19 protein-coding genes and 1 pseudogene are annotated in these 22,946 nt (G+C 64.9%); 14 read left to right on the plus strand and 6 right to left on the minus strand.

The window, feature by feature from the left end; all coding sequences use genetic code 11:
- Positions 1-5 precede the first annotated feature (5 nt).
- On the minus strand, positions 6-1,496 hold the full coding sequence (locus BLV47_RS18080; RefSeq protein WP_092315796.1) for an aldehyde dehydrogenase: 1,491 nt from the start codon (positions 1,494-1,496) through the stop codon (positions 6-8).
- Between the two features lie 33 nt (positions 1,497-1,529).
- Positions 1,530-2,906 (minus strand): glutamine synthetase family protein, encoded by a 1,377-nt coding sequence (locus BLV47_RS18085; RefSeq protein ID WP_092315798.1) that lies wholly within the window; start codon positions 2,904-2,906, stop codon positions 1,530-1,532.
- Positions 2,907-3,172: 266 nt separating this feature from the next.
- Between BLV47_RS18085 and BLV47_RS18090 the strand changes: the two genes are divergently transcribed.
- The 8 genes from BLV47_RS18090 (at position 3,173) to BLV47_RS18125 (ending at position 10,969) form a co-directional block, all read left to right on the plus strand.
- Positions 3,173-3,928, plus strand: a complete 756-nt coding sequence (locus BLV47_RS18090) for a gamma-glutamyl-gamma-aminobutyrate hydrolase family protein (RefSeq protein WP_092315800.1) — start codon at positions 3,173-3,175, stop codon at positions 3,926-3,928.
- A gap of 250 nt (positions 3,929-4,178) precedes the next feature.
- The gene (gene potA, locus BLV47_RS18095) at positions 4,179-5,321 is read left to right on the plus strand and encodes a polyamine ABC transporter ATP-binding protein (RefSeq protein WP_092315802.1); all 1,143 of its coding nucleotides are present in this window, start codon (positions 4,179-4,181) and stop codon (positions 5,319-5,321) included.
- Between the two features lie 44 nt (positions 5,322-5,365).
- Positions 5,366-6,247: an ABC transporter permease subunit gene (locus BLV47_RS18100; protein ID WP_164990763.1), complete on the plus strand. Its 882-nt coding sequence runs from the start codon at positions 5,366-5,368 to the stop codon at positions 6,245-6,247.
- The gene (locus tag BLV47_RS18105) at positions 6,244-7,140 is read left to right on the plus strand and encodes an ABC transporter permease subunit (RefSeq protein ID WP_092315804.1); all 897 of its coding nucleotides are present in this window, start codon (positions 6,244-6,246) and stop codon (positions 7,138-7,140) included. Before BLV47_RS18100 ends, BLV47_RS18105 begins: the two co-directional genes overlap by 4 nt.
- 142 nt (positions 7,141-7,282) lie before the next feature.
- Positions 7,283-8,389, plus strand: coding sequence for a polyamine ABC transporter substrate-binding protein (locus BLV47_RS18110; RefSeq protein WP_341865638.1), 1,107 nt, complete (start codon positions 7,283-7,285; stop codon positions 8,387-8,389).
- 252 nt (positions 8,390-8,641) lie between these two features.
- Complete coding sequence (locus BLV47_RS18115; RefSeq protein WP_092315808.1) at positions 8,642-9,166, plus strand: DUF2867 domain-containing protein; 525 nt, start codon at positions 8,642-8,644, stop codon at positions 9,164-9,166.
- Positions 9,167-9,191: 25 nt separating this feature from the next.
- On the plus strand, positions 9,192-10,361 hold the full coding sequence (gene solA / locus BLV47_RS18120) for an N-methyl-L-tryptophan oxidase (protein WP_092315810.1): 1,170 nt from the start codon (positions 9,192-9,194) through the stop codon (positions 10,359-10,361).
- Positions 10,362-10,528: 167 nt separating this feature from the next.
- On the plus strand, positions 10,529-10,969 hold the full coding sequence (locus tag BLV47_RS18125) for a CBS domain-containing protein (protein WP_060838656.1): 441 nt from the start codon (positions 10,529-10,531) through the stop codon (positions 10,967-10,969).
- A 328-nt stretch (positions 10,970-11,297) separates the two neighbouring features.
- Here BLV47_RS18125 and BLV47_RS18130 read toward each other — a convergent pair whose 3' ends face one another.
- Both BLV47_RS18130 and BLV47_RS18135 read right to left on the minus strand, forming a co-directional pair.
- Entirely contained in the window at positions 11,298-12,641 is a 1,344-nt protein-coding gene (locus tag BLV47_RS18130) for a sensor histidine kinase (protein ID WP_092315812.1), read from the minus strand.
- Positions 12,638-13,297 carry a response regulator transcription factor gene (locus BLV47_RS18135; RefSeq protein WP_092315814.1) on the minus strand — a complete coding sequence of 220 codons (660 nt, stop codon included), beginning with the start codon at positions 13,295-13,297 and terminating at the stop codon, positions 12,638-12,640. The genes BLV47_RS18130 and BLV47_RS18135 overlap by 4 nt, the downstream gene beginning before the upstream one ends.
- Before the next feature lie 235 nt (positions 13,298-13,532).
- Here BLV47_RS18135 and BLV47_RS18140 point away from each other — a divergent pair, with 235 nt between their 5' ends.
- From BLV47_RS18140 to BLV47_RS18155, 4 genes are read left to right on the plus strand one after another with little or no spacing between them, the layout of a single operon-like run.
- Positions 13,533-14,003, plus strand: a complete 471-nt coding sequence (locus BLV47_RS18140; protein ID WP_092315816.1) for a DUF2271 domain-containing protein — start codon at positions 13,533-13,535, stop codon at positions 14,001-14,003.
- A 26-nt stretch (positions 14,004-14,029) separates the two neighbouring features.
- Positions 14,030-16,219 carry a PepSY domain-containing protein gene (locus BLV47_RS18145; protein ID WP_092315818.1) on the plus strand — a complete coding sequence of 730 codons (2,190 nt, stop codon included), beginning with the start codon at positions 14,030-14,032 and terminating at the stop codon, positions 16,217-16,219.
- Positions 16,209-17,183: an FAD:protein FMN transferase gene (locus tag BLV47_RS18150; RefSeq protein WP_167365704.1), complete on the plus strand. Its 975-nt coding sequence runs from the start codon at positions 16,209-16,211 to the stop codon at positions 17,181-17,183. Before BLV47_RS18145 ends, BLV47_RS18150 begins: the two co-directional genes overlap by 11 nt.
- A gap of 54 nt (positions 17,184-17,237) precedes the next feature.
- A complete protein-coding gene (locus BLV47_RS18155; protein ID WP_092315822.1) occupies positions 17,238-17,939 on the plus strand; it encodes a VIT1/CCC1 transporter family protein in 702 nt (233 codons plus the stop codon).
- Between the two features lie 99 nt (positions 17,940-18,038).
- Here the strand turns inward: BLV47_RS18155 and BLV47_RS18160 are convergent, their stop codons facing one another.
- Positions 18,039-18,872, minus strand: a complete 834-nt coding sequence (locus BLV47_RS18160; RefSeq protein ID WP_092315824.1) for an IS3 family transposase — start codon at positions 18,870-18,872, stop codon at positions 18,039-18,041.
- Entirely contained in the window at positions 18,869-19,165 is a 297-nt protein-coding gene (locus BLV47_RS18165; RefSeq protein WP_092308884.1) for a transposase, read from the minus strand. The genes BLV47_RS18160 and BLV47_RS18165 overlap by 4 nt, the downstream gene beginning before the upstream one ends.
- Positions 19,166-19,648: 483 nt before the next feature.
- On the opposite strand from BLV47_RS18165, the gene BLV47_RS18170 reads away from it, so the two are divergent.
- Both BLV47_RS18170 and BLV47_RS37065 read left to right on the plus strand, forming a co-directional pair.
- Positions 19,649-21,874, plus strand: coding sequence for an LTA synthase family protein (locus tag BLV47_RS18170; RefSeq protein WP_092315826.1), 2,226 nt, complete (start codon positions 19,649-19,651; stop codon positions 21,872-21,874).
- Between the two features lie 288 nt (positions 21,875-22,162).
- Positions 22,163-22,864: pseudogene (locus BLV47_RS37065) on the plus strand (CHASE3 domain-containing protein); the annotation flags it as partial.
- Positions 22,865-22,946: the final 82 nt, after the last annotated feature.

Raw genomic sequence — 22,946 nt, forward strand, 5'->3', positions numbered from 1 at the left:
AAGAGTTAGAGCTTGATCCAGGTCGCTTTGAGCTCGGTGTATTTGTCGAAGGCGTGCAACGACTTGTCGCGACCGTTGCCGGACTGTTTGAAGCCGCCGAACGGCGCAGTCATGTCGCCGCCGTCGTACTGGTTGACCCACACGCTGCCGGCCCGCAGGCCACGGGCGAAGCGGTGGGCACGGCTGAGGTCGGCGGTCCAGACCCCGGCCGCCAGGCCGAAGATGCTGTCGTTGGCGATCTGCAGCGCCTCTTCTTCAGTGTCGAAGCTGATGACCGACAGCACCGGGCCGAAGATCTCTTCCCGGGCGATGGTCATCGCATTGGTCACGCCGTCGAAGATCGTCGGCTCGACATATAAGCCGCCGCTGCTTTCCAGGGTGCGGACACCACCGGCCAACAGTTGCCCGCCCTGCTCCTTGCCGATCTGGATATAGCGCAGCACGTTGTCCAGTTGGCGCTGATCCACCACCGCGCCGACCCGGGTCTCGGGATCGAGGGCGTGGCCCGGTTTCCAGCCCTTGAGGGCCTCCACCAGCAACGGGATGAACTGCTCGCGGATCGAACGCTGCACCAGCAGGCGCGAGCCAGCGGTGCAGACTTCGCCCTGGTTGAAAGCGATGGCCGCGGCCGCCGCTTCGGCTGCAGCGCGCAGGTCCGGGGCGTCGGCGAACACCACGTTGGGGCTCTTGCCACCGGCTTCCAGCCACACCCGCTTCATGTTGCTTTCACCGGAATACACCAGCAGTTGCTTGCCCACGGCGGTGGAGCCGGTGAAAGCCAGTACGTCCACGTCCATGTGCAGGGCCAGGGCCTTGCCGACGGTGTGGCCGTAACCCGGCAGGACGTTGAACACGCCCTTGGGGATGCCGGCGTCCAGGGCCAGCTGGGCGATGCGGATCGCAGTCAGCGGCGATTTTTCCGACGGCTTGAGAATGAACGAGTTGCCCATCGCCAGGGCCGGGGCGAACTTCCAGCTGGCCATGATCAGCGGGAAGTTCCACGGCACGATGGCCGCCACCACGCCCGCCGGTTCCCGGGTCACCAGGCCCAGCTGGTCGTGGGGGGTGGCCGCCACTTCGTCGTAGAGCTTGTCGATGGCTTCGGCGTTCCAGCGGATGGCGTTGGCCGTGGCTGGAATATCAATGGTCATGGAATCGCCAATCGGCTTGCCCATGTCCAGGGTTTCCAGGAGCGCCAGTTCTTCCTGGTGCGCCAGGATCAGCTCGGCAAAACGAATCAGGATGCGCTTGCGCTCGGCCGGGGCCTTGCCCGACCAGACGCCACTGTTGAACGCCTGGCGCGCCACGGCCACGGCACGATCGGCATCGGCCTGATCGGTGCTGGCGACGTTGGCCAAAAAGCGCCCGTCCACCGGGCTCAGACACTCAAAGGTGGCGCCGCTGGCGGCGGCGCAGTACTGGCCGTCGATAAAGGCACGGCCTTCGAGGCTGAGGGACTGGAAGTGCTGCTCCCAGTCGCTGCGGGATTTAGTCATGGCAAATACTCAACGCAGGAGGCGCCACGGTCATCAGACCGTGTGCAGGTACCAGTTGTATTCCAGGTCGGAGATGGAGTTTTCGAACTCCGCCAGCTCGCTTTCCTTACAAGCCACGAACACGTCGATGTACATCGGGTCGATGTACTTGGCCATCACTTCGCTGTCGTCCAGTACCCGCAGGGCATCACGCAGGTTGGTCGGCAGGCTCGGTTCGCTCTGTTCATAGGCGTTGCCTTCCATCGCCGGGCCGGGCTCGATCTTGTTGGTCAGGCCGTGATGGATGCCCGCCAGCACCGAAGCCATCAGCAGGTAGGGGTTGGCGTCGGCACCGGCCACCCGGTGTTCGATGCGCACCGAGTCCGCCGAACCGGTGGGCACGCGCACGGCCACGGTGCGGTTGTCGATGCCCCAGGTCGGCGAGTTCGGTACGTAGAACTGCGCGCCGAAGCGGCGGTAGGAGTTGACGTTGGGGCACAGGAAGGCCATCTGCTCGGACAGGGTGTCGAGTACGCCGCCGATGGCGTGACGCAGGGCTTCGTTGGTTTCCGGGTCATCGCTGGCGAAGATGTTGTTGCCCTTTTTGTCGAGGACCGAGATGTGCACGTGCAGGCCGTTGCCCGCCTGGCCCGGGTAGGGCTTGGCCATGAAGGTGGTGTCCATTTCATGGTCGTAGGCGATGTTCTTCACCAGGCGCTTGAGCAGCACCGCGTAGTCGCAGGCTTTGATCGGATCGCTGACGTGGTGCAGGTTGACCTCGAACTGCGCCGGAGCGCTTTCCTTGACGATGGCGTCGGCAGGAATGCCCTGCTCTTTCGCGCCTTCGAGAATGTCTTGCAGGCAGTCGACGTATTCGTCCAGGTCGTCGATCAGGTAGACCTGGGTCGACTGCGGACGCTTGCCGGAGATCGGCGAACGCGGCGACTGCGGACGGCCGTTCACGTTGTCCTGGTCGATCAGGTAGAACTCCAGCTCGAACGCCGCGCAGATGGTCAGGCCCAGCTCGTCGAACTTGCTCACCACCTGGCGCAGCACTTCGCGGGGGTCGGCGAAGAACGGCTGGCCCTCGATCTCGTGCATGGTCATCAGCAGTTGCGCGGTGGGGCGCTTCTGCCAGGGCTCGACGCTCAGGGTGCCGGGGATCGGGTAGCAGATGCGGTCGGCGTCGCCGATGTCCAGGCCCAGGCCGGTGCTTTCCACCGTGGAACCGTTGATATCCAGGGCAAACAGCGAGGCCGGCAGGTTGATGCCCTTCTCGTAGACCTTGTGCAGCGCGGTGCGCTCGATGCGCTTGCCGCGCACCACACCGTTCATGTCTGCAATCAGCAGATCGACGTAGAGAACCTCGGGGTGTTTTTTCAGGAAGGCATTGGCTTCATTGAGTTGAATGGCACGCGGGGGGACCGACATGATGCACCTATTGTGTTAATTATTATGTTCACTGCTGTGACACGCCAGCAGTCAACCCGAAAGAAAAACCGGAGTCAATAGCCAACAGCAGCGGCTTTTCGTCAATTATTTTGCCCCATAAAAGATCAATCCCTGGCGCAATCCGCGCCGCCTGCGGCTTTCAGACGAGTAACGTTTAGAATTTTTTACATGGAAGTTGTTAATTAAAATCAACGAGGATAAGCTCTGGAAAAACTCGTTCCAGCGTGAATTTCGAGGTGATAAAAATGGCATTCAAGCCATTGATCGGCGTTACTGCGTGCGTCAAAGAGATCGGCCTGCACCCCTACCACGTCAGCGGCGACAAGTACTTGCGTGCTGTCAGCGTCGCGGCCGAGGGCCTGCCCCTGATCATTCCTTCCCTGGCGGATCTGATCGATATCGACGATCTGCTGCACAACATGGACGGGCTGCTGTTTACCGGCTCGCCCTCCAATGTCGAACCCTTCCATTACCAGGGCACGCCCAGCGAACCGGGCACCGCCCACGACCCGCAACGCGATGCCACCACCCTGCCCCTGCTGCGCGCGGCGATTGCCGCCGGCGTGCCGGTGCTCGGCATCTGCCGCGGCTTCCAGGAAATGAACGTGGCCTTCGGCGGCAGCCTGCACCAGAAGGTGCATGAACTGCCGGGCTACATGGACCACCGCGAAGCCGACGACCCGCGCATCGAAGTGCAATACGCCCCGGCGCACCCGGTGACGATCCAGCCCGGCGGCGTGTTCCAGGCCATGGGCCTGGCCGGCGAGATCCAGGTCAACTCGATCCACAGCCAGGGCGTCGACCGCCTGGCCCCCGGCCTGCGGGTCGAGGCCCTGGCCCCGGATGGCCTGGTCGAGGCGCTGTCGGTGGAACACAGCAAGGCCTTTGCCTTCGGCGTGCAGTGGCACCCGGAATGGCAGGTGCTGTCGAACCCGGCCTACCTGCGGATCTTCCAGGCCTTTGGCGACGCCTGCCGGCAACGGGCCGCGCAACGCCGCTAAGCGGCAAACCCCGGCCGCTGCGGCGGCCTTCCAGGCATTCAACGAGATTCACCACGCCCTGCCCCACGGCGAGCGCGCCTGTGCGCGCCCGACGTCCGGCGTGAGCAGCAAACGGCAAGACCACAACAACAAATAGCGTCAGGCCGCCAGGAAGGCAGCGCCGAATCAGCCCGCACCCCCTGCGGGCTGGCAATCAACCTTTAGGCCCGGCCGAATTGGCTAGGCTGCTGACACCTGTTGGGAGTTTCACATGGCAAACGCCTCCAGCACTTACCGCAAGGCCCTCGAAGGCACCCCGAGCCCGCAGAAGGTCCTGGTCAAGATCGACCGCGTGACCAAGAAGTTCGATGAAACCGTGGCCGTGGACGATGTGTCCCTGGAGATCCACCAGGGCGAGATCTTCGCCCTGCTGGGCGGTTCCGGCTCCGGCAAATCCACCCTGCTGCGCATGCTCGCCGGCTTCGAACGTCCCACCGAGGGCCGCATCCTGCTGGATGGCGTGGACATCACCGACATGCCGCCCTATGAGCGGCCGATCAACATGATGTTCCAGTCCTACGCCTTGTTCCCGCACATGACCGTGGCCCAGAACATCGCCTTCGGCCTCAAGCAGGACCGCCTGCCACCCGCCGAGATCGAGGCCCGGGTCGAGGAAATGCTCAAGCTGGTGCACATGACCCAGTACGCCCGGCGCAAACCGCACCAGCTCTCCGGTGGCCAGCGTCAGCGCGTGGCCCTGGCCCGTTCCCTGGCCAAGCGTCCGAAGCTGCTGTTGCTGGATGAACCCATGGGCGCGCTGGATAAGAAGCTGCGCTCGCAGATGCAGCTGGAACTGGTGGAAATCATCGAGCGCGTCGGTGTGACCTGCGTGATGGTGACCCACGACCAGGAAGAGGCCATGACCATGGCCCAGCGCATCGCCATCATGCACCTGGGCTGGATCGCCCAGACCGGCAGCCCGGTGGACATCTACGAGGCGCCGGTGAGCCGCCTGGTGTGCGAGTTCATCGGCAACGTCAACGCCTTCGACGGCACCGTCACCGAAGACCTGGAAGGCTACGCGATCATCGACTGCCCGGACCTTGAGCAGCAGATCTACGTCGGCCACGGGGTCAGCACCTCGGTGCAGGACAAGTCGGTGACCTACGCCATCCGCCCGGAAAAGATGCTGGTCACCACCCTCAAGCCCGACGCCCGCTACAACTGGTCCAGGGGCAAGGTGCACGACATCGCCTACCTGGGCGGCCACTCGGTGTTCTACGTCGAGCTGCCCGGCGGCAAGATCGTCCAGTCGTTCATGGCCAACGCCGAGCGCCGTGGCGCGCGGCCGACCTGGGACGACGAAGTCTTCGTCTGGTGGGAAGACGACAGCGGCGTGGTGCTGCGGGCATGAGGACTTCGAGCATGAGCACTTTCAATCAGAAACTGTTCCGCATGCTGCCCAGCGGTCGCAAGCTGGTGATCGGCGTTCCTTTCCTCTGGCTGTTCCTGTTCTTCATGCTGCCGTTCTTTTTGGTGATGAAGATCAGCTTCTCGGAAGCGGCCCTGGCAATCCCGCCCTACTCGGAGATCTACAGCTACGCCGAACAGAAATTCCAGCTGCTGCTGAACCTGGGCAACTACGCCATGCTGGCCGGCGACGAGCTGTACTTCTCGGCCTACCTGGGTTCGCTGAAGGTGGCGCTGCTCAGCACCCTGATGTGCCTGGTGGTGGGTTTCCCCATGGCCTACGCCATCTCCAAGGCCAGCAAGGAAGCACAGAACGTCTTGCTGCTGCTGATCATGATGCCGACCTGGACCGCGATCCTGATCCGCGTCTATGCCTGGATGGGCATCCTCAGCAACAACGGCCTGCTCAACAGCTTCCTGCTATGGACCGGGCTGATCAGCCAGCCGCTGGAAATCCTCAACACCAACACCGCGGTCTATATCGGCGTGGTCTACGCCTACCTGCCGTTCATGGTGCTGCCGCTGTACGCCAACCTGGTCAAGCACGACCAGAGCCTGCTGGAGGCCGCGTCGGACCTGGGTTCGAGCAACTTCAACAACTTCTGGAAGATCACCGTGCCCCTGGCCAAGAACGGCATCATTGCCGGCTGCATGCTGGTGTTCATTCCGGTGGTCGGCGAGTTCGTGATTCCGGAACTCCTGGGCGGCCCGGAAACCCTGATGATCGGCCGCGTGCTGTGGCAGGAATTCTTCAACAACCGTGACTGGCCGGTGGCCTCGGCCCTGGCGGTGGTGATGCTGGCGATCCTGATTATCCCGATCCTGCTGTTCAACCGCAGCCAGGCCAAAGAGATGGAGGCACGGGCATGAAACGCTTCGAATTTTCCAAACTGATGCTGGTGCTGGGGCTGCTGTTCATCTACCTGCCGATGCTGATCCTGGTGATCTACTCGTTCAACGCCTCCAAGCTGGTGACGGTCTGGGGCGGCTGGTCGATCAAGTGGTACGTCGGCCTGCTGGACAACCAGCAGTTGATGGGCTCGGTGATGCGTTCCCTGGAGATCGCCTGCTACACCGCGATTGCCGCGGTAGCGCTGGGCACCCTGGCGGCCTTCGTGCTGACCCGGGTCACCCGTTTCAAGGGCCGCACCCTGTTCGGCGGCCTGGTCACCGCGCCGCTGGTGATGCCCGAGGTGATCACCGGCCTGTCCTTGCTGCTGCTGTTCGTGGCGATGGCGCAATTGATCGGCTGGCCGATGGAACGCGGGATCGTCACCATCTGGATCGCCCACACCACATTCTGCGCCGCCTACGTCGCCGTGGTAGTCTCCGCGCGCCTGCGGGAGCTGGACCTGTCCATCGAAGAAGCGGCCATGGACCTGGGAGCGCGCCCGTTCAAGGTGTTTTTCCTGATCACCATCCCGATGATCGCGCCCTCGCTGGCGGCCGGCGGCATGATGTCCTTTGCCCTGTCCCTGGATGACCTGGTGCTGGCCAGCTTCGTTTCCGGCCCGGGTTCCACCACCTTGCCGATGGAAGTGTTCTCGGCGGTGCGCCTGGGGGTCAAGCCGGAGATCAACGCCGTGGCCAGCCTGATCCTGCTGGCGGTGTCCCTGGTGACCTTCCTGGTCTGGTACTTCGGTCGTCGCGCCGAAGCGGCCCGCAAGCGGGCGATCCAGGAAGCCATGGACTTCACCGCCAACGAATCCTGGCAGCCACCGGCGGCGAAGAAACCTGCGGTACCCGCGCCGGCAACGGCCTGACGGCCTCTTCGCCAGCAAGCTGGCTCCTACGGATAACCCAAACCTGTAGGAGCCAGCTTGCTGGCGAAAAAGGCTCACCCCGAACCCCCGAGTTGCACACGCAGCAATCTGCACAATAAGAAATGGAGTTGTAGTAATGAAAATGCCTGGCAGGACACTGTTCGCCAAAACCCTGCTCTCGGTGTCCTTGATGGGCGCGATGGTGACCGGCGCTCAAGCCAACGACAAAGTGCTGCGCGTCTACAACTGGTCGGACTACATCGCCCCGGACACCCTGAAGAAGTTCGAGGCCGAAACCGGCATCCATGTCACCTACGACGTCTTCGACAGCAACGAAACCCTGGAAGCGCGCCTGCTCACCGGCAAGTCCGGCTACGACATCGTGGTGCCGTCCAACAGCTTCCTGGCCAAGCAGATCAAGGCCGGGGTCTACCAGGAACTGGACAAGTCCAAGCTGCCCAACTGGAAGAACCTCAACCCGGTACTGCTGAAAAACGCCTCCGCCAGCGACCCGGGCAACGCCCATGCCTTCCCCTACATGTGGGGTTCGATCGGCATCGGCTACAACCCGGACAAGGTCAAGGCGGCCCTGGGCAGCGACGCCCCGACCAATTCCTGGGACCTGCTGTTCAAACCCGAGAACGCCGAGAAGCTCAAGGCCTGCGGCATCAGCTTCCTCGACTCGCCCACCGAAATGCTCCCCGCCGCCCTGCACTATCTAGGCTACCCGGTGACCAGCAAGGACAAGGCGCAGATCCTCGAAGCCCAGGAACTGTTCATGAAGATCCGGCCTTCGGTGACCTACTTCCATTCCTCCAAGTACATCTCGGACCTGGCCAACGGCAACATCTGCGTGGCCGTGGGCTACTCCGGCGACGTGCTGCAAGCCCGCTCCCGCGCCGAAGAGGCCGGCAACAAGGAGAAAGTCGCGTTCAGCATTCCCAAGGAAGGCGCCGGCAGCTTCTACGACATGATGGCCATCCCCAAGGACGCCACCAACGTCGACAACGCCTACCTGTTCATGAACTTCCTGATGCGCGCGGACATCATCGCCGAGGTCACCAACAGCCTCGGCTACAGCAACGCCAACGCCGCGGCCACGCCGCTGGTGGACGAAGCGATCCGCAATGACCCGGCGTCCTACCCGCCCCAGGAGGTGCTGGCCACCCTCTACGCGGTGCCGGACCAGCCGATTGCCATCCAGCGCGTGATGAACCGCGGCTGGACCAGGATCAAGCTCGGCAAATGATGCAAGGTGCCCGCCGCTGGCGGGCACGGCGGCCCTTTTTCCGTTCACGTCGCGCCTTACCACCGCGACACTTCTGCGAACGGCTTCACCCGGCTCCCTCGGTTGGGGTGAATCCTTGGCGCCTTCGGGCGCCTTTTTTGCGTTCCCCGCCGCCGCAGGCCGTTCCCCCCCAAGAAGTGTTATTTTCTTGCCGCCAATGGCGTGGCTGATCGGCATGAAGCCGAGGCCACCCTCTTTCAGGGAGCTGCACCGATGAAGTCCGCCGTACACGCCTGCCCGTTACCCCATGACTCCAGCATCGCCGCCCTGGCCGCGGGGGCGACCTTCATCGACTGTCGCCGCACCCTGGCCGAGGATCCCGAACGCAGCGCCATGCGCCACCTGCTGAATCTGATGAGCCAGACCCCGCCCTGGATCGACCGCCTGATGGGCCTGCGCAACCGCGTGGTGCAGTTGTTCGGCCTCAAGGACCTGGGGCGCCTGACCCGCATCGACCTGTCGCGCCCCGACGCGGATTACCAGCCCGGCGACCGGGTGGGCATCTTCACCCTGGTGTCCCAGAGCCCCGACGAAGTGCTGGTGGTGGACCGCGACAAGCACCTGGACGTGCACCTGTCGCTCAACCTCCAGCCCCTGACCGCCGAGGGCCAGCGCCCGGTGGTGCTGAGCACCGTGGTGCATCCGCACAACCGCCTGGGGCGCCTGTACATGCTGCCGGTGGCGCCGTTCCACCGGATCATCGCGCCCATGACTCTGGCCACGATCAACCGTCGCTGAGCCACCACTCTTCAAGGATCTTGCCGTGCAGACACCCGAATTCGATGTTGTCGTCCTGGGCCTGGGGGCCATGGGCGCCGCCACCCTCTATCAACTGGCCAAGCGCGGGGTCAAGGTGGCGGGCATCGACCGCTTCGCCCCGCCCCACGACCAGGGCTCCAGCCACGGCGACACCCGCATCACCCGCCAGGCGGTGGGCGAAGGCGCGGCCTATGTGCCCCTGGCGATCCGTTCGCAGCAGATCTGGCGCGAGCTGGAAGGCGAACTGGACGTGGCGCTGTTCGAGCAGTGCGGGGTGCTGGTGATGACCGCCAGCACCGACCCGCAGCGCCCGGCGCAGGACCGGGACTTCACCGACAACAGCATCGCCCTGGCCCGGCACTACGGTATCGAGCATGAAGTGCTCGATGCTGCCGACATTCGTCAGCGCTTCCCACAGTTCGCGCCACTGGATGACAGTGCCCGGGGCTACTTCGAACCCGGCGGCGGTTTTGTCCGCCCGGAACGCTGCATTGATGCGCAGCTGACCCGGGCCCGGCAACTGGGGGCGACCCTGATCACCGGCCAGACCGTGCTGGAACTCAAGTCCGACGCCGAAGGGGTGGACGTCATCAGCGCCGGTTCGCGGCTGCGCGCCCGGCAGGTGATCGTCAGCGCCGGCATGTGGTCGGCGCAGTTGCTCGGGGCGCCCTTCGACGCCCTGCTGCGGGTCTGTCGCCAGCAGCTGTACTGGTTCCGCCTCGATGAGCCCCGACACTACCCGGCCCGCTCGCCGAGCTTCATCCTCCACAGCGCCGGCGATGTCGACACCTGCTATGGCTTCCCGCCGATTGCTGGCGAAGGCAGCGTGAAAATCGCCACCGAGCAGTACAGCGCCAGCAGCCAACCAGACAGCCTCGACCGCCAACCCAGCCTCGCCGACGCCCAGCGTCTGTTCCGCGAGCTGGCGGCCCCGCACATGGCCGGGCTGGCGCCGGAGCTGGTGAAGGCCAGCGTCTGCGCCTACACCGTGACCCCGGATTCGGGCTTCATCATCGACCGCCACCCGCACCTGGCCAACGTCACCGTGGTCAGCGCCTGCTCCGGCCATGGCTTCAAGCACTCGGCGGCGATTGGCGAAGCCCTGGCCCAGTTGCAGGTGGACGGCCGCAGCGAGATCGACCTGGGGAGTTTCTCCCTGCAACGCTTCCACTGATGGCGCGGCCCCCTTATCGGGGCCGCGATGAAAAAAAATCCCCGGGCTGACGTTTTTCGCCGTTTATCTGCCGTTTTCAGCCTTGCCGGTTGGGCGAGTCTCTACGATTCTTTAGAAACCCTCAGGGCAGCGCATCGCCGCCCCACGTAGAACACCCGGAGCGCCCCATGAAAAGCGTCGCAGAACTGCTGAAACTCAAGGCCAAGCACAACCAGCAAGTGCACACCATCGCCCCGCACCAGATGGTCCTGGAAGCGCTGATGCTGATGGCGGAAAAGAACGTCGGCGCCTTGCCGGTAATGGAGAACGGCGCGGTGGTAGGGGTCATCAGCGAGCGCGACTATGCACGCAAGCTGGTGCTGCACGGGCGCTCCTCGGTCGGCACCCCGGTCAGCGCCATCATGAGCTCGCCGGTGATCACCGTGGATTCGCACCAGAACGTGGAAACCTGCATGAGCATCATGACCGACCACCACCTGCGCCACCTGCCGGTGGTGGAGAACGGCCAGTTGCTGGGCTTGCTGTCGATCGGCGACCTGGTCAAGGAAGCGATAGCCGAACAGGCCGACCTGATCCGCCAGCTGGAGCAATACATCCGCGGCGAATGACCCCGCATCCCCCCAACCGCACAACATGACGTAGGAGCCGGCTTGCCGGCGAATGGGCCCGCAAGCCTTGCATCGCCCCAACCGACGCCTTCGCTGGCAAGCCAGCTCCTACGCAGGCCAACTCAACCACACAACATGACGTAGGAGCCGGCTTGCCGGCGAATGGGCCCGCAAGCCTTGCACCGACCCAACCGGCGCCTTCGCTGGCAAGCCAGCTCCTACGCAGGCCAACTCAACCGCACAACATGACGTAGGAGCCGGCTTGCCGGCGAATGGGCCCGCAAGCCTTGTACCGCCCCAACCGGCGCCTTCGCTGGCAAGCCAGCTCCTACGGTTGGGTTGGTGTCTGCTGGGGAAATTGCACGCGCACTTCAAAGCCATCGTCACGGCCGCTGGCCGGTGAGGCCAGGTGCAACTGGCCGCCCACGCCGTGGACGATGCTCTGGGCAATCGCCAAACCCAGGCCCGAACCGCTGGTTTCGCTGTTGCCACGCACGAAACGTTCGGTCAGGCGTTGCAGTACGTCCGCCGGCACCGCTGGCCCGCCGTTGATCACCCGCAAGCAGCCGTCGGTGCTGAGGCTGACATCCACCGGCTGCGCCGGATCGCCATACTTCAGGGCGTTCTCGATCAGGTTGCGCAGCAGGATGCCAAAGGCGTCCGGATCGATGGCGGTGCACACCCGGGTCGCCTCCGGCAACTGCAGGCGGATCCGCGCCGCCGCGCCGCGATTCCACTCCTCCACGCCATGGGCCAGCAACGGAATCAGGTCCTCGGGGCTTTGCGAGAGCAGCCCGCCACCTTCGGCCTTGGCCAGTTGCATGAGCTTTTCCGAGAGCCTGGCCAGTTCGCGAAGGGCGTTCTCGATCTTCGCCGCGCGTACCTGCAACGGCCCCTCTGGGGCTTCCTGGCGCAGGCGCTGGATCTGCGCCAGGGTCGCGGCCAGGGGCGTGCGCAGTTCATGGGCGCTGTTGGCGGTGAAGCTGCGTTCCGCCTCCAGGGCTTTGCGCAAGCGCTCCAGCAGGTGATTGACCGCTTCGGCCAAGGGATCGATTTCCGCCGGCAGGCGCGCCACCTGGATCGGCGACAGGTCACCCACGCCCCGCGCTTCCACGGCCCGGCGGTAAGCCAGCACGCTGCGCAGGCTCAGGCGCACGAACAGCCAGGTGCCCAGCAGGCTGATGGGAATCAGCCCGAGCAAGGGCAGCAACAGGGCCAGCAAGGCCTCCCGCGAGGCTTCGCGGCGATGAGCCAGGGGCTCGGCGATTTCGATGACGATCGAATCGTTTTCGATGCTGGCGCTGTACAGGCGGTATTTGTCGGTGGTGGTGAAGCCCGGAGTAGGCCGGTGGCTGAAGATCTTCAGCTTGGCATCGTGGGAGCGCATGAGGATCCGCCCGTCGGCGTCACGCACCAGGTAGGTCAGGTATTCGCTGTCCATCTTCAGGGTCGCCACGTGCCGCGCCCGGCGCGGCCCGCGACGGTTGCCGATCTCCAGCGCGGCCAGGGGCAGGATGCGCTGGGCGGTGGCTTCCAGGGCGCTGTCGAAGGTTTCGTCCAGCTCGTGCTGGACCACCAGCCAGGTGCCGGCGGTGGCCCCGAGCCAGAGCAGGGTCATGCCCAGGGTCAGGCCCAGGCTCAGGCGTTTTTGCAGGCTGATCGGACGCTTCATGCCGGCATCAGCCGGTAGCCCATGCCACGCACGGTTTCAATCAGTTCACGGCCGAGCTTCTTGCGCAGGCGGCTGATGTAGACCTCGATGGTGTTGCTCTCGATTTCCGCGCCGAAGGCATACAGCCGTTCCTCCAGCTGGGACTTGGAAAGCAACGCGCTGGGGCGCTGGACAAAGGCTTCGAACACCGCCCATTCGCGGGCGGTCAGGTCGATGATGCTGCCGTCGCGCTGCACAGTGCGCGCGTTCAGGTCCACTTGCAGCTCGCCGAGGCGGATCTGCGGATTGGGGTTGCCGCTGTAGCGCCGGGCCACCGCGGCGACCCGCGCCGACAGCTCGAACAGGTCGAAAGGCTTGACCAGGTAGTCGTCGGCGCCGGCATTGAGCCCGGCGATGCGCTCGGAGATCTGGTCCTGGGCGGTGAGGATGATCACCGGGGTCACGTCTCCGGCGCTGCGGCGCTGGCGCAGGAATTCCAGGCCGCGTCCGTCGGGCAACATCAGGTCCAGCAGGATCAGGTCATAGGGCGTGCAGGCGACGCTGGTCCGGGCCTGCTCCAGGCGCTGCACCCAATCCACGGCGTGGCCATCGTCGGCAATCTGCTCACGCACCGCGTCCCCCAGCCCTGCCGCATCCTCGACCAATAACACCCGCATCGACGCTCTCCTGTGACCTGTGTGGTGCCGCACCTTAACCGCTGAACCTGACGCGAATCTGAAGAAGCCGCCAGCCTGATCAGGGTAGCCACTGTCGCGCCGGCGCGATGCGAGGCAGATCAGCAAAAGCGCAGGTCGCCAAGAGCGCCGTGGCCTGAAGTTTTTTCCCGGCCTTCAGGTTGCTGTCAGCTAGACGGCCCAGGCTGCAGCCACATTCACCGAAAGGGAGCACCCCATGCACAAGTTCCTCATCGCCGGTTGCCTCGCCACCGCTTTGGCCCTGCCAACACTGGCCCAGGCCCGTGAAGTGACCCTGACCACCCAGCTCAAGCCCTACAGCGGCAATGGCGCTTACCTGGCGATCTACCTCACCGACGCCAGCGGCGCCTACCAGAAGACCCTGTGGGTCGCTGGCAAGAAAGCCAAGTACTACAAGCACCTGGCGGACTGGGCCCGAGGTGGCGGCGCGGCCGCCGGTCAGTACGACGGCGTCACCGGCGCCAGCGTTGGCAGCGGTGAGACCCTCAAGGTCAGCGCCGACCTGGCGGACAGCCTGATCGACGCCGGGTACCAAATCCGTATCGACAGCGCCGTGGAAGACCAGCGCGACGTTCGCGCCGACGTGATCCTGCCCCTGACCCTCAAGGGCAGCGGCCAGCCCGCCAGCGGCGGCACCTATGTGCAGTCCCTGCGCTACGACCTGTAAGCCCCGCGCCCCGAGGAGGCCCGACCATGTTGCGCTCGTTGCACTCGATCCCCGGACTGCTGGCCGCCCTGCTGGTGATGCTGCTGGCCATCAGCGGCGCGACCCTGGCGCTGAACCCGGCCCTGGAACACCTGCAGGCGCCACCTGCGACAACTGCAGTCAGCGTGGCGCAGTTGGCCGGGCGCGTGGCCGGCCAGCTCAGCGGGGTCGAACAGATCCGTCGCACGCCCTCGGGCACGCTGATCGTCTACCACCGGGAAAATGGCCAGACCCTGGCCAGCAGCGTCGATCCACGCACCGGCGCGGTGCTGGCGCCCTATACGCCCTCGGCCTTCACCCGCTGGGTCAAGGAACTGCACCGCTCGCTGTTTCTCGACACCCCAGGCCAGGTCGTATCGGCCCTGGGTGCCCTGGCGCTGCTCTTGCTGTCGGCGTCCGGCGCCGTACTGCTGGCCCGCCGCGCCGGCGGCTGGGGCAAGCTGCTGCGGCCCTTGCGCGGCAATTTCAGCCAGCGCTGGCACGCCGAGGTGGGGCGCCTGACGATCCTTGGCCTGCTGCTGTCGGCCCTGAGCGGGCTGTACTTGTCGGCCGGCACCTTGGGCCTGATCGCCGACGACGGGCAGAGCCCGCCTGCGCTGCCGGCCCCGATCAGCGTCGGCCCGGCCTTGCCGGTGGCGAATCTCTCGGCGTTGCAAGGGGTGGAACTGAAAGATCTGCGCGAGCTGGTCTACCCCGCCCCTGACAACCCGCAGGACCTGTACAGCCTGCACACCCGCAGCGGCGAAGGTTATGTCGATCCGGCCAGCGGCGCCCTGCTGGCCTTCCAGCCCGAAGGCGCGATGCAGCAGCTCTCCGGGTTCATCTATCAACTGCACACCGGCGAAGGCTTGTGGTGGCTGGGCCTGCTGCTGGGCGCAAGCGCTCTTGGGGTGCCCCTGATGAGCCTGACCGGCCTGTGGCTGTGGTGGCGCCGGCGTCGCGACGCCGTGGCGATCGACGACAACAGCCCGGCCGACGCCGCCGACTGCGTGATCCTGGTGGGCAGCGAGAGCAACAGCACCTGGGGCTTTGCCCGGACCCTGCAGCAGGCCCTGGTGTCGGCAGGACGCAAGGTCCACAGCGCGCCGATGAACCAGCTGCGCGCTGGCTACCCCAAGGCGCGTCACCTGCTGATTCTGACGTCGACCCACGGCGACGGCGATGCCCCGGCCTCGGCCAGCGCCTTCCTCGCGCGCCTGCAACAGCAGCCGCTGGCGCCCGACCTGAAGTACGCCGTGCTGGGCTTTGGCGACCGGCAGTTCCCGCGTTTCTGCGGCTTTGCCGAACAGGTGCAGAACGCCCTGGCCGCTGGCACTGCGCAGTGCCTGCTGCCGCTGGAAACCATCCATTGCCAGTCGCCCCAGGAGTTCCAGCGCTGGGGCCAGGCCCTGGGACACGCCCTGGGCCTGCCCCTGGACCTGCAGCATCAGGCCCATGCCCTGCCCCGCCACGAGTGGCAACTGGTGGAATCGGTGGCGTATGGCGATCAGGTCCAGGCACCCACGCGAATCCTGCGCTTCAAGGCAGCCGACGGCCGCGAGCGGGACCTGCCCGAGTTCCAGGCCGGCGATCTGGTGGGCATCCAGCCACCCGGCACGACCCGGCCACGCTTCTATTCCCTGGCCAGCAGCAGCGCCGACGGCGTGCTGGAGATCTGCGTGCGCAAGCACCCGGGCGGCCTGTGCTCGGGCTTTCTCCACGAGCTACAAGCGGGCGCGCGGATCACCGGGTTCATCCAGCCCAACCCGCAGTTTCGTCCGGCGCAGGGCGCGCAGCCGGTGATCCTGATTGGCGCCGGCACCGGCATCGGCCCCCTGGCGGGATTCATCCGCGGCAACCGGGCCCGGCAGCCGATGCACCTGTATTGGGGCGGGCGCCACCCGGCCTCGGATTTTCTCTACGAGCCGGAACTCAAGGGCTATCTCGCCGACCGGCGCCTGACCGCCCTGCGCGCGGCCTTCTCCCAGGTCCAGGAGCGCGGCTACGTGCAGGACCGGCTGCTGGCCGATGCCCTGGCGCTGCGCCGGCTGGTGGAAAAAGGCGCCCAGGTGCTGGTCTGCGGCAGCCGCGAAATGGCCAAGGGCGTGATGCTGGCCCTGGACGAAGTGCTGGCACCACTCAACCTCAGCGTACTGACCCTCAAGGCCCAAGGACGTTACCGTGAAGATGTCTACTGAAACCGCCGCACTGCAGCGCTACAGCCTCAACGGCCCGACCATGGGCAGCCGCTACAGCGCGCTGTTCTACGCCGCCCCGGGCTTTGCCACCCAGGACCTCGACGAACGCCTGGCCCAGGCCGTGGCGCGGGTCGAGCAGCAGATGTCGGGGTGGAACCCCGAGTCCGATCTCAACCGCCTCAACGCTGCGCCCCGGCATCGCTGGATCAGCGTGCCGCGGGAGCTGATGCAGGTCATCAGCACGGCGCTAAGGGTCAGCGAGCAATCGCGTGGTGCCTTCGAGATTGGCGTGGGCGATCTGGTCCGTAGCTGGGGCTTTGGCCCCACGCCACGGACCCTGGAACCTGCGGCCTTGGGTGAACTGGGCCGCCAGCATCGCCACTGCGCCGGCAGCGCCCTGGTGCTAGAACCCAGGCGCCACCGCCTGCGCAAGCGCGGCAAGCTGCGCCTGGACCTCAATGGCATCGCCAAGGGCTTTGGCGTCGATGAACTGGCCCGGGCCCTGGAAGCCGCAGGCATCCGCGACTACCTGGTGGGAATCGACGGCGAAATGCGCGCCCGCGGCCGCAAGCCCGGGGGCCAGCCCTGGAGCGTGGCCGTGGAGAAACCCCTGCGCGGGGAACGCCAGGTCATGGGGGTGATGGAGCTGGAAGACGCCGCCATCGCCACCTCCGGCGACTACCGCCAGTGGGTGGAGATCGCCGGACAGTCCTACGCTCATACCCTGGACCCGGGCACTGGCGCGCCTCTGCGCAACCGCCTGGCCTCGGTCAGCGTGGTCGCCGGCAGCTGCATGCTGGCCGATGCCTGGGCCACCGCGCTGCTGGTACTGGGCGAAGTCGAAGGGCCACGGCTGGCCCAGGAGCGCGGCATGGATGCCTTGTTCGTGATCCGCGACGCCGGGCAGTTGCGAGAAGTGTCTATTGTGGGTGGGCAGTTGCAGGCCGACATCGAGGCCCGCTGAAGCCTGGGCCCACCCGAAGAATTGTTCAACGCTATCCACCTGAGTCCATTGCCGATGAAATTCATGCACCGACACCGCGAACTGCACCGTAACGACCGTATTGGCTGGCTGCGCGCCGCCGTCCTGGGGGCCAACGATGGCATTGTCTCCACCGCCAGCCTGCTGATCGGCGTGGCCGCGGCCAGCGCCAGCCACGGCACGCTGCTGGTCACCGGCATGGCCGGGCTGGTGGCGGGGGCCATGTCCATGGCCGCCGGAGAATACGTTTCGGTGCATTCCCAGGCCGACACCGAACAGGCCGACCTGGCCCGGGAACGCGCCGAACTGGCCAGCGATCACCAGGCCGAACTCAACGAACTGGCGCACATCTACCAGAGCCGCGGCGTCAACCCGGAACTGGCCCGCCAAGTGGCGGTGCAACTGATGGACCACGACGCATTGGGGGCTCACGCCCGCGACGAACTGGGCATCAGCGAAGCCCTGGCGGCCAATCCGCTGCAGGCGGCCCTGGCCTCGGCGGCGAGCTTCGTGGTGGGCGCGGCGCTGCCCCTGGCGGTGACCTTCATCGCCCCGACGCACAGCGTGGTGCCGTGGATTGCCGGCATGTCCCTGGTGTTCCTCGGCGGCCTGGGGGCGGTGGCGGCCAACGCCGGCGGCGCCCGGGTGATACCAGGCGCCTGGCGCGTGACCCTCTGGGGCGCCCTGGCCATGGGCCTCACCGCCGCCGTGGGCAGCGTCTTCGGCACTGCGGTCTGACCCTAGGCAAACGGGTCCGCAAGTCTTGCATCGCCCATGCGGCCGTCTTCGCTGGCAAGCTGTAGTGGTCCAGTTTTTTTGGACCACTCTGTAGGAGCATTAGGCCGCCAGCCTTTCAAAAGCGGCGGGCGGCAGATCGTTCGAGGCGCTGTGGCAACGCCGATGGTTGTAATGGGCAATGAAATCCATCACATCCTTCTGCGCCTCAAAATGATTCTGGTAGCCATTTTCAGGCGACCAATCGTGTTTCAGTGTCCGGAAATAACGCGCCACCACCGCGTTGTCCCAGCAGTTTGCGCGTCGACTCATGCTCTGCACGATCTGCTTTTCAGCCAGGTATTCGACAAAGCGATCCGCGGTGTATTGGCAGCCCTGGTCCGAGTGGAATACCAGCGCTGAACCAGGCCGACGTATGCCAACAGCCAGCCGTAACGCCTTGAGCGACAGCTCGGCATCGGCGGTCCTGGAAAAGGCCCAGCCGATGATCCGACGTGAAAACAAATCCATCACGATTGCCAGGTACAGCCAGCTTCCACCGACGCGAATGTAAGTGATGTCTCCGGCCCAAAACGTATTGGGTGATGCAGGATTAAAGCGACGATCGAGGACATTGGCTGCGGTATTGCTGGGCTTTCCGGTCCGACGATAGTGAGCGTAACGGGCTCGTCGCCTGACCAGTCCAAGGTTTTTCATCAGACGGCCCATACGATGGCGCCCAACCGCTACGCCCTGTTTTTTGAGCTCTCTGGCAAATCCCCGGGCGCCCAGGGCACCTCGATGCTCCCGGTGCAGTTGCCGAATGGTCTTTTCCAGTCGCCGCTCGACCCCAGGTTCAGACCGAGCCACGGGCTTGGCGTAATAGCTGCTGCGAGGCACGCCCAGAAGTCGGCAGCAGTGCCGAATGGAGAGCTGTCCTTTCAAACCCTCGATCATTTGATTCGGCTGAACAGCACCTTCAGATGAGAGGGCAATTGCTTTTTTAGGACGCTATTCTCGGCTTCCAGCAAGGCGAGCCTGGCCTGCAGTGAATCAATCAGTTCCTGGTCCTGAGGGCGTGTGGGCAGCAAGGCTCCTTCATGCTCCTTGCGCCATCTGGCGACCCAGCGTCGCAGGGCTGTAGGTCCAACCCCGGTTTGCTCACATGCCTTAGGCACCGAGTAATTCATTTCCACGACCAAGCGAATGGCTTCAGCCTTTTCTTCAGCGCTAACAACCCGAAATCCCATGATGCTTCCTTAGGTTGAAACTCCTACAGAGTGGTCCAGGAATATTGAGCCACAACAAGCCAGCTCCTACACAGCGTCCCCCCCCCCGTGGGAGCCGGCTTGCCGGCGAACGGGCCCGCGAGCCTTGCATCGCCCGTGCGGCCGTCTTCGCTGGCAAGCCAGCTCCTACAGAGCACTCCCAATCACCACCCGTAGGAGCCGGCTTGCCGGCGAATGGGCCCGCAGCCTGGCATCGCCCATGCGGGCGCCTGCGCTTCTGAGCTGATCCGTAGACGGCGCCTTTTTAACACCCTGAAATAGTAAATCCCGCCACCATCAGACTCGGCCGCAGCCGCAATAAGACACCTGAATACGGGCCTTCAGCTCAGTCTTGAGCCTCTCCGGACTAATTCTCAGGCTGCCGGGAAATAAATTCCCCCCACTAATAAGAAACGTCTTACCTGTCGCTCTTGTTACCATTGCGCACATTTGCGTGAAGCCTTGATGACAGGCAGGTTATTTGTGAAGTTGATCCGTCGTTGCCTACAACACCCTCTTGCGCCCCTGTGCACCTTGTTCGGCCTGCTGTTGCTGGTGCCGATGGGGGCGCGCCTGGCCCTGGGCTGGTCCCACCCGCTGGGCTATCTCTCGGACCTGGCCAGCGCCAGCCTGCTGACCCTGCTGCTGTATCGCCGCCGCTGGTGGCTGGCGCTGCCAGTGCTGCTGGTCTGGGCGCTGTTGACCCTGGTCAGTGCCGAACTGGTAAGCGCCGTGGGGCGCATGCCCAACCTCGCCGACCTGCATTACCTGGTGGACCCACAATTTGTCGGCAACTCCACCGGCGGCGGCCTGACCCACCCCGAGCTGGGCCTGGCCCTGCTGCTGGGGCTGGTGCTGTGGCTGGTGGTCCAGCGCAGCAGTCGCGGGGTGCGACTCCCGGCCCTGCCACGGGCGCTGTGGGCCCTGCCGCTGGGGCTGCTGCTGGCCCATGGCACCGCCCAGTATCTGAAGCCCAGCGAAGCCGATCAGTGGCAGCAGTTCAACCTGCCCCACCAGGCACTGGCCACCGCCACCGGCCAGGCGCAGATGCGCATCGAAGACTGGCTGCAAGGCGATGTCGCCGACGTGCCGCCGGTGATGACCGGCCTGACCCGGCTGGACCTTGAAGGCCAACCCCTGCTGCCCAGCGCAGGTCGCGCGCGCAACGTGCTGCTGATCACCCTGGAAGGCATTCCCGGGGCTTATATCCGCACCAACCGCGAGGCCCTGCACAGCCGCTACCAGGAAGACCTGATGCCCAAGCTCAGCGCCTGGGCCGAGCGCGGCATGAACACTCCGGACTACGTGCTGCACAGCCACCAGACCATCCGTGGCCTGTACGCCATGCTCTGCGGCGACTACGACAAGCTCGACAACGGCACCCCCAAGGGCGTCGAGATGCTCACCCAGAGCCAGCGCAACCAGGCCTGCCTGCCGGCGCAGATGCACAAGTTCGGCTTCGACACCCACTACCTGCAGGGCGCCGGCCTGCGCTTCATGGCCAAGGACAAGATCATGCCGCACATCGGCTTTGATGCGACCCATGGCCTGGAGTGGTTCAAGAACGACAACTACCTGGAATTCCCCTGGGGCAAGGACGACAAGGCCTTCTTCGAAGGCGCCCTGAGCTACGTGGATCAGCTGAAGAAGAAAAAACAGCCATGGATGCTCACCCTGCTGACCGTCGGCACCCACCAGCCCTATTCGGCCCCCGAGGACTACCTGGAGCGCTATGACACGCCCAAGCAGGCGGCGGTCGGCTACCTGGACGACGCCATCGACCAGTTCCTCACAGGCCTGGAGCGCAAGGGTGTGCTCAAGGACACCCTGGTGATCATCACCTCCGATGAGTCCCACGGCATCGACGGCGTGCGCCTGGCCTCGTCCTGGGGCTTCAACCTGATGCTGGCCCCGGACCAGGCGCTGCTGCCCCACCTCAAGTCCGGGACCTACGGCCACGTCGACCTCAGCGCCTCGGTGCTCGACTACTTCGGCCTGCCGGTACCCGCCAGCCTCAGTGGCCGTTCGCTGTTTCGCGATTACGCCCAGGGCCGGGAAATCATGTCCTACACCAACGGCAAGCTGCGCTACCACGATGGCCAGGGCACCTTCACCGAGTGCGACTTCCAGCAGCGCTGCCGCTACTACTCAAGCGCCGGCTTCATCGCCGACAGCGCCAGCCTGCAGGGCCAGTACGGCGGTCAGCGGGCCCGGCAGATCAGCGCCCGGGCCACGCACCTGGACCGCAGCCTGCTGCAATCGCCGCTGAACCAGCACTATCAGTTCGGCAGCCCGGCGATCATCCCGCTCAAGGCGCAGATCAACGACGACTGGGCCGACAACCTGATCGGTGCCCAGTACCTGGAAATGCCCAAGGGCTCGCAGACCCGGGTGCGCTTCACCGTGCGCTCCGCCGACCCGCAGCAGAACGCCTACATCCTGCTCAAGGGCAAGGAGCTGGAGCAGGATGTACCCCTGGGCCTGCCGGAAGAAATGCTGGTGACGCCCGACCAGCCGCTGCAGATGGACTTCAGCTTCGATAATCCGCAAACCCGCAAGGCCTTCTCCTTCCACCTGCTGGGCTATGGCCTGGGCGCGGTGGAAGTCAGCGATTTCAGCGTGATTACCGAGTTGCCAGGGCAGACCGAGAGTGTCGAGCCCGAGGACGACAGCAACGCCCATTCCAGCTGACTCCTGCCGAGCATCGAGCGGCGCCCTTTCGGGTGAAGCTCGATGCCCCCCTCTACAAGCCCCGCAAAAAATATTTTCTTGTACATGAAACTTTTTTTGTACAGGAAAAGTCGGACCGTTGATGTCATTTGAACATCATTGAGCTATCACGCTGCCTCGTCGAGACACAGCCCTGTGAAGCATTCAGTCAACGGTTTAGGAGCGGTCCTTCCTTTGTTTTCCAATCTGAGCATTTCGCAAAAGCTCTATGCCGGTTTCGGCGTCGTCCTGCTGATCCTCCTGCTGCTGGTGCTGGCGGCCCTGCGCGGCTTCGATCAGGTCAGTACGAGCGTCAAAAGCAACATCCACAGCTACGAGGTCCTAAGCCAGTCCGACGCCCTGCTGCGCAGCCTGATCAATGTCGAGACCGGCATGCGCGGCTATGCCCTGACCGGCCGCGACAGCTTCCTCGAACCCCTGGAGCAAGGCGAGAAAGCCTTTGCCGAGGACTACGCCCGGATCAAGAACAGCACCGCCGACAATCCCGAGCAACAGGCACGCCTGGAACGACTCAAGGCCCTGCATGATCAGTGGCTGCGCGACGATGTCCAGGCCAACCTGGCCCTGCGCCGGGCAATCAATGCCGGCAGCCAGCCGGCCGCCGCCATGGCCGAACAGATCGGCGCCGGTCGCGACAAGGCCAAGATGGACGCCATGCGCCAGCTCACCGCTGAATTGCGCACAGCGGAAACAAGCCTGCAGGACGCCCGCAGCCAGGCCATGGACGACGCCAAGGCCTCGGCCCTGGCGATCCTGATCGGCGGCGGCCTGCTGGCGGCGCTGCTGGCGATGCTGGTGGCCTGGTCGCTGTCCAGCACCCTGGTCGGGCGCATACGCCAGGCCGTGGACGTGGCCAAGGCCATCGCCGCCGGCCGTCTCGACAGCAGCATCAGCACCAGCGGCCGTGATGAGGTGAGCAACCTGCTGCAGGCCTTCGCCGCCATGCAGGAGCGCCTGCGGACCATGATCAGTCAGATCAAGCAGGGAGCCGACCAACTGGTCAGTGCCTCGCAGAGCATTTCCAGTGCCTCGC

It is taken from the genome of Pseudomonas saponiphila (assembly GCF_900105185.1).
GTDB lineage: Bacteria > Pseudomonadota > Gammaproteobacteria > Pseudomonadales > Pseudomonadaceae > Aquipseudomonas > Aquipseudomonas saponiphila.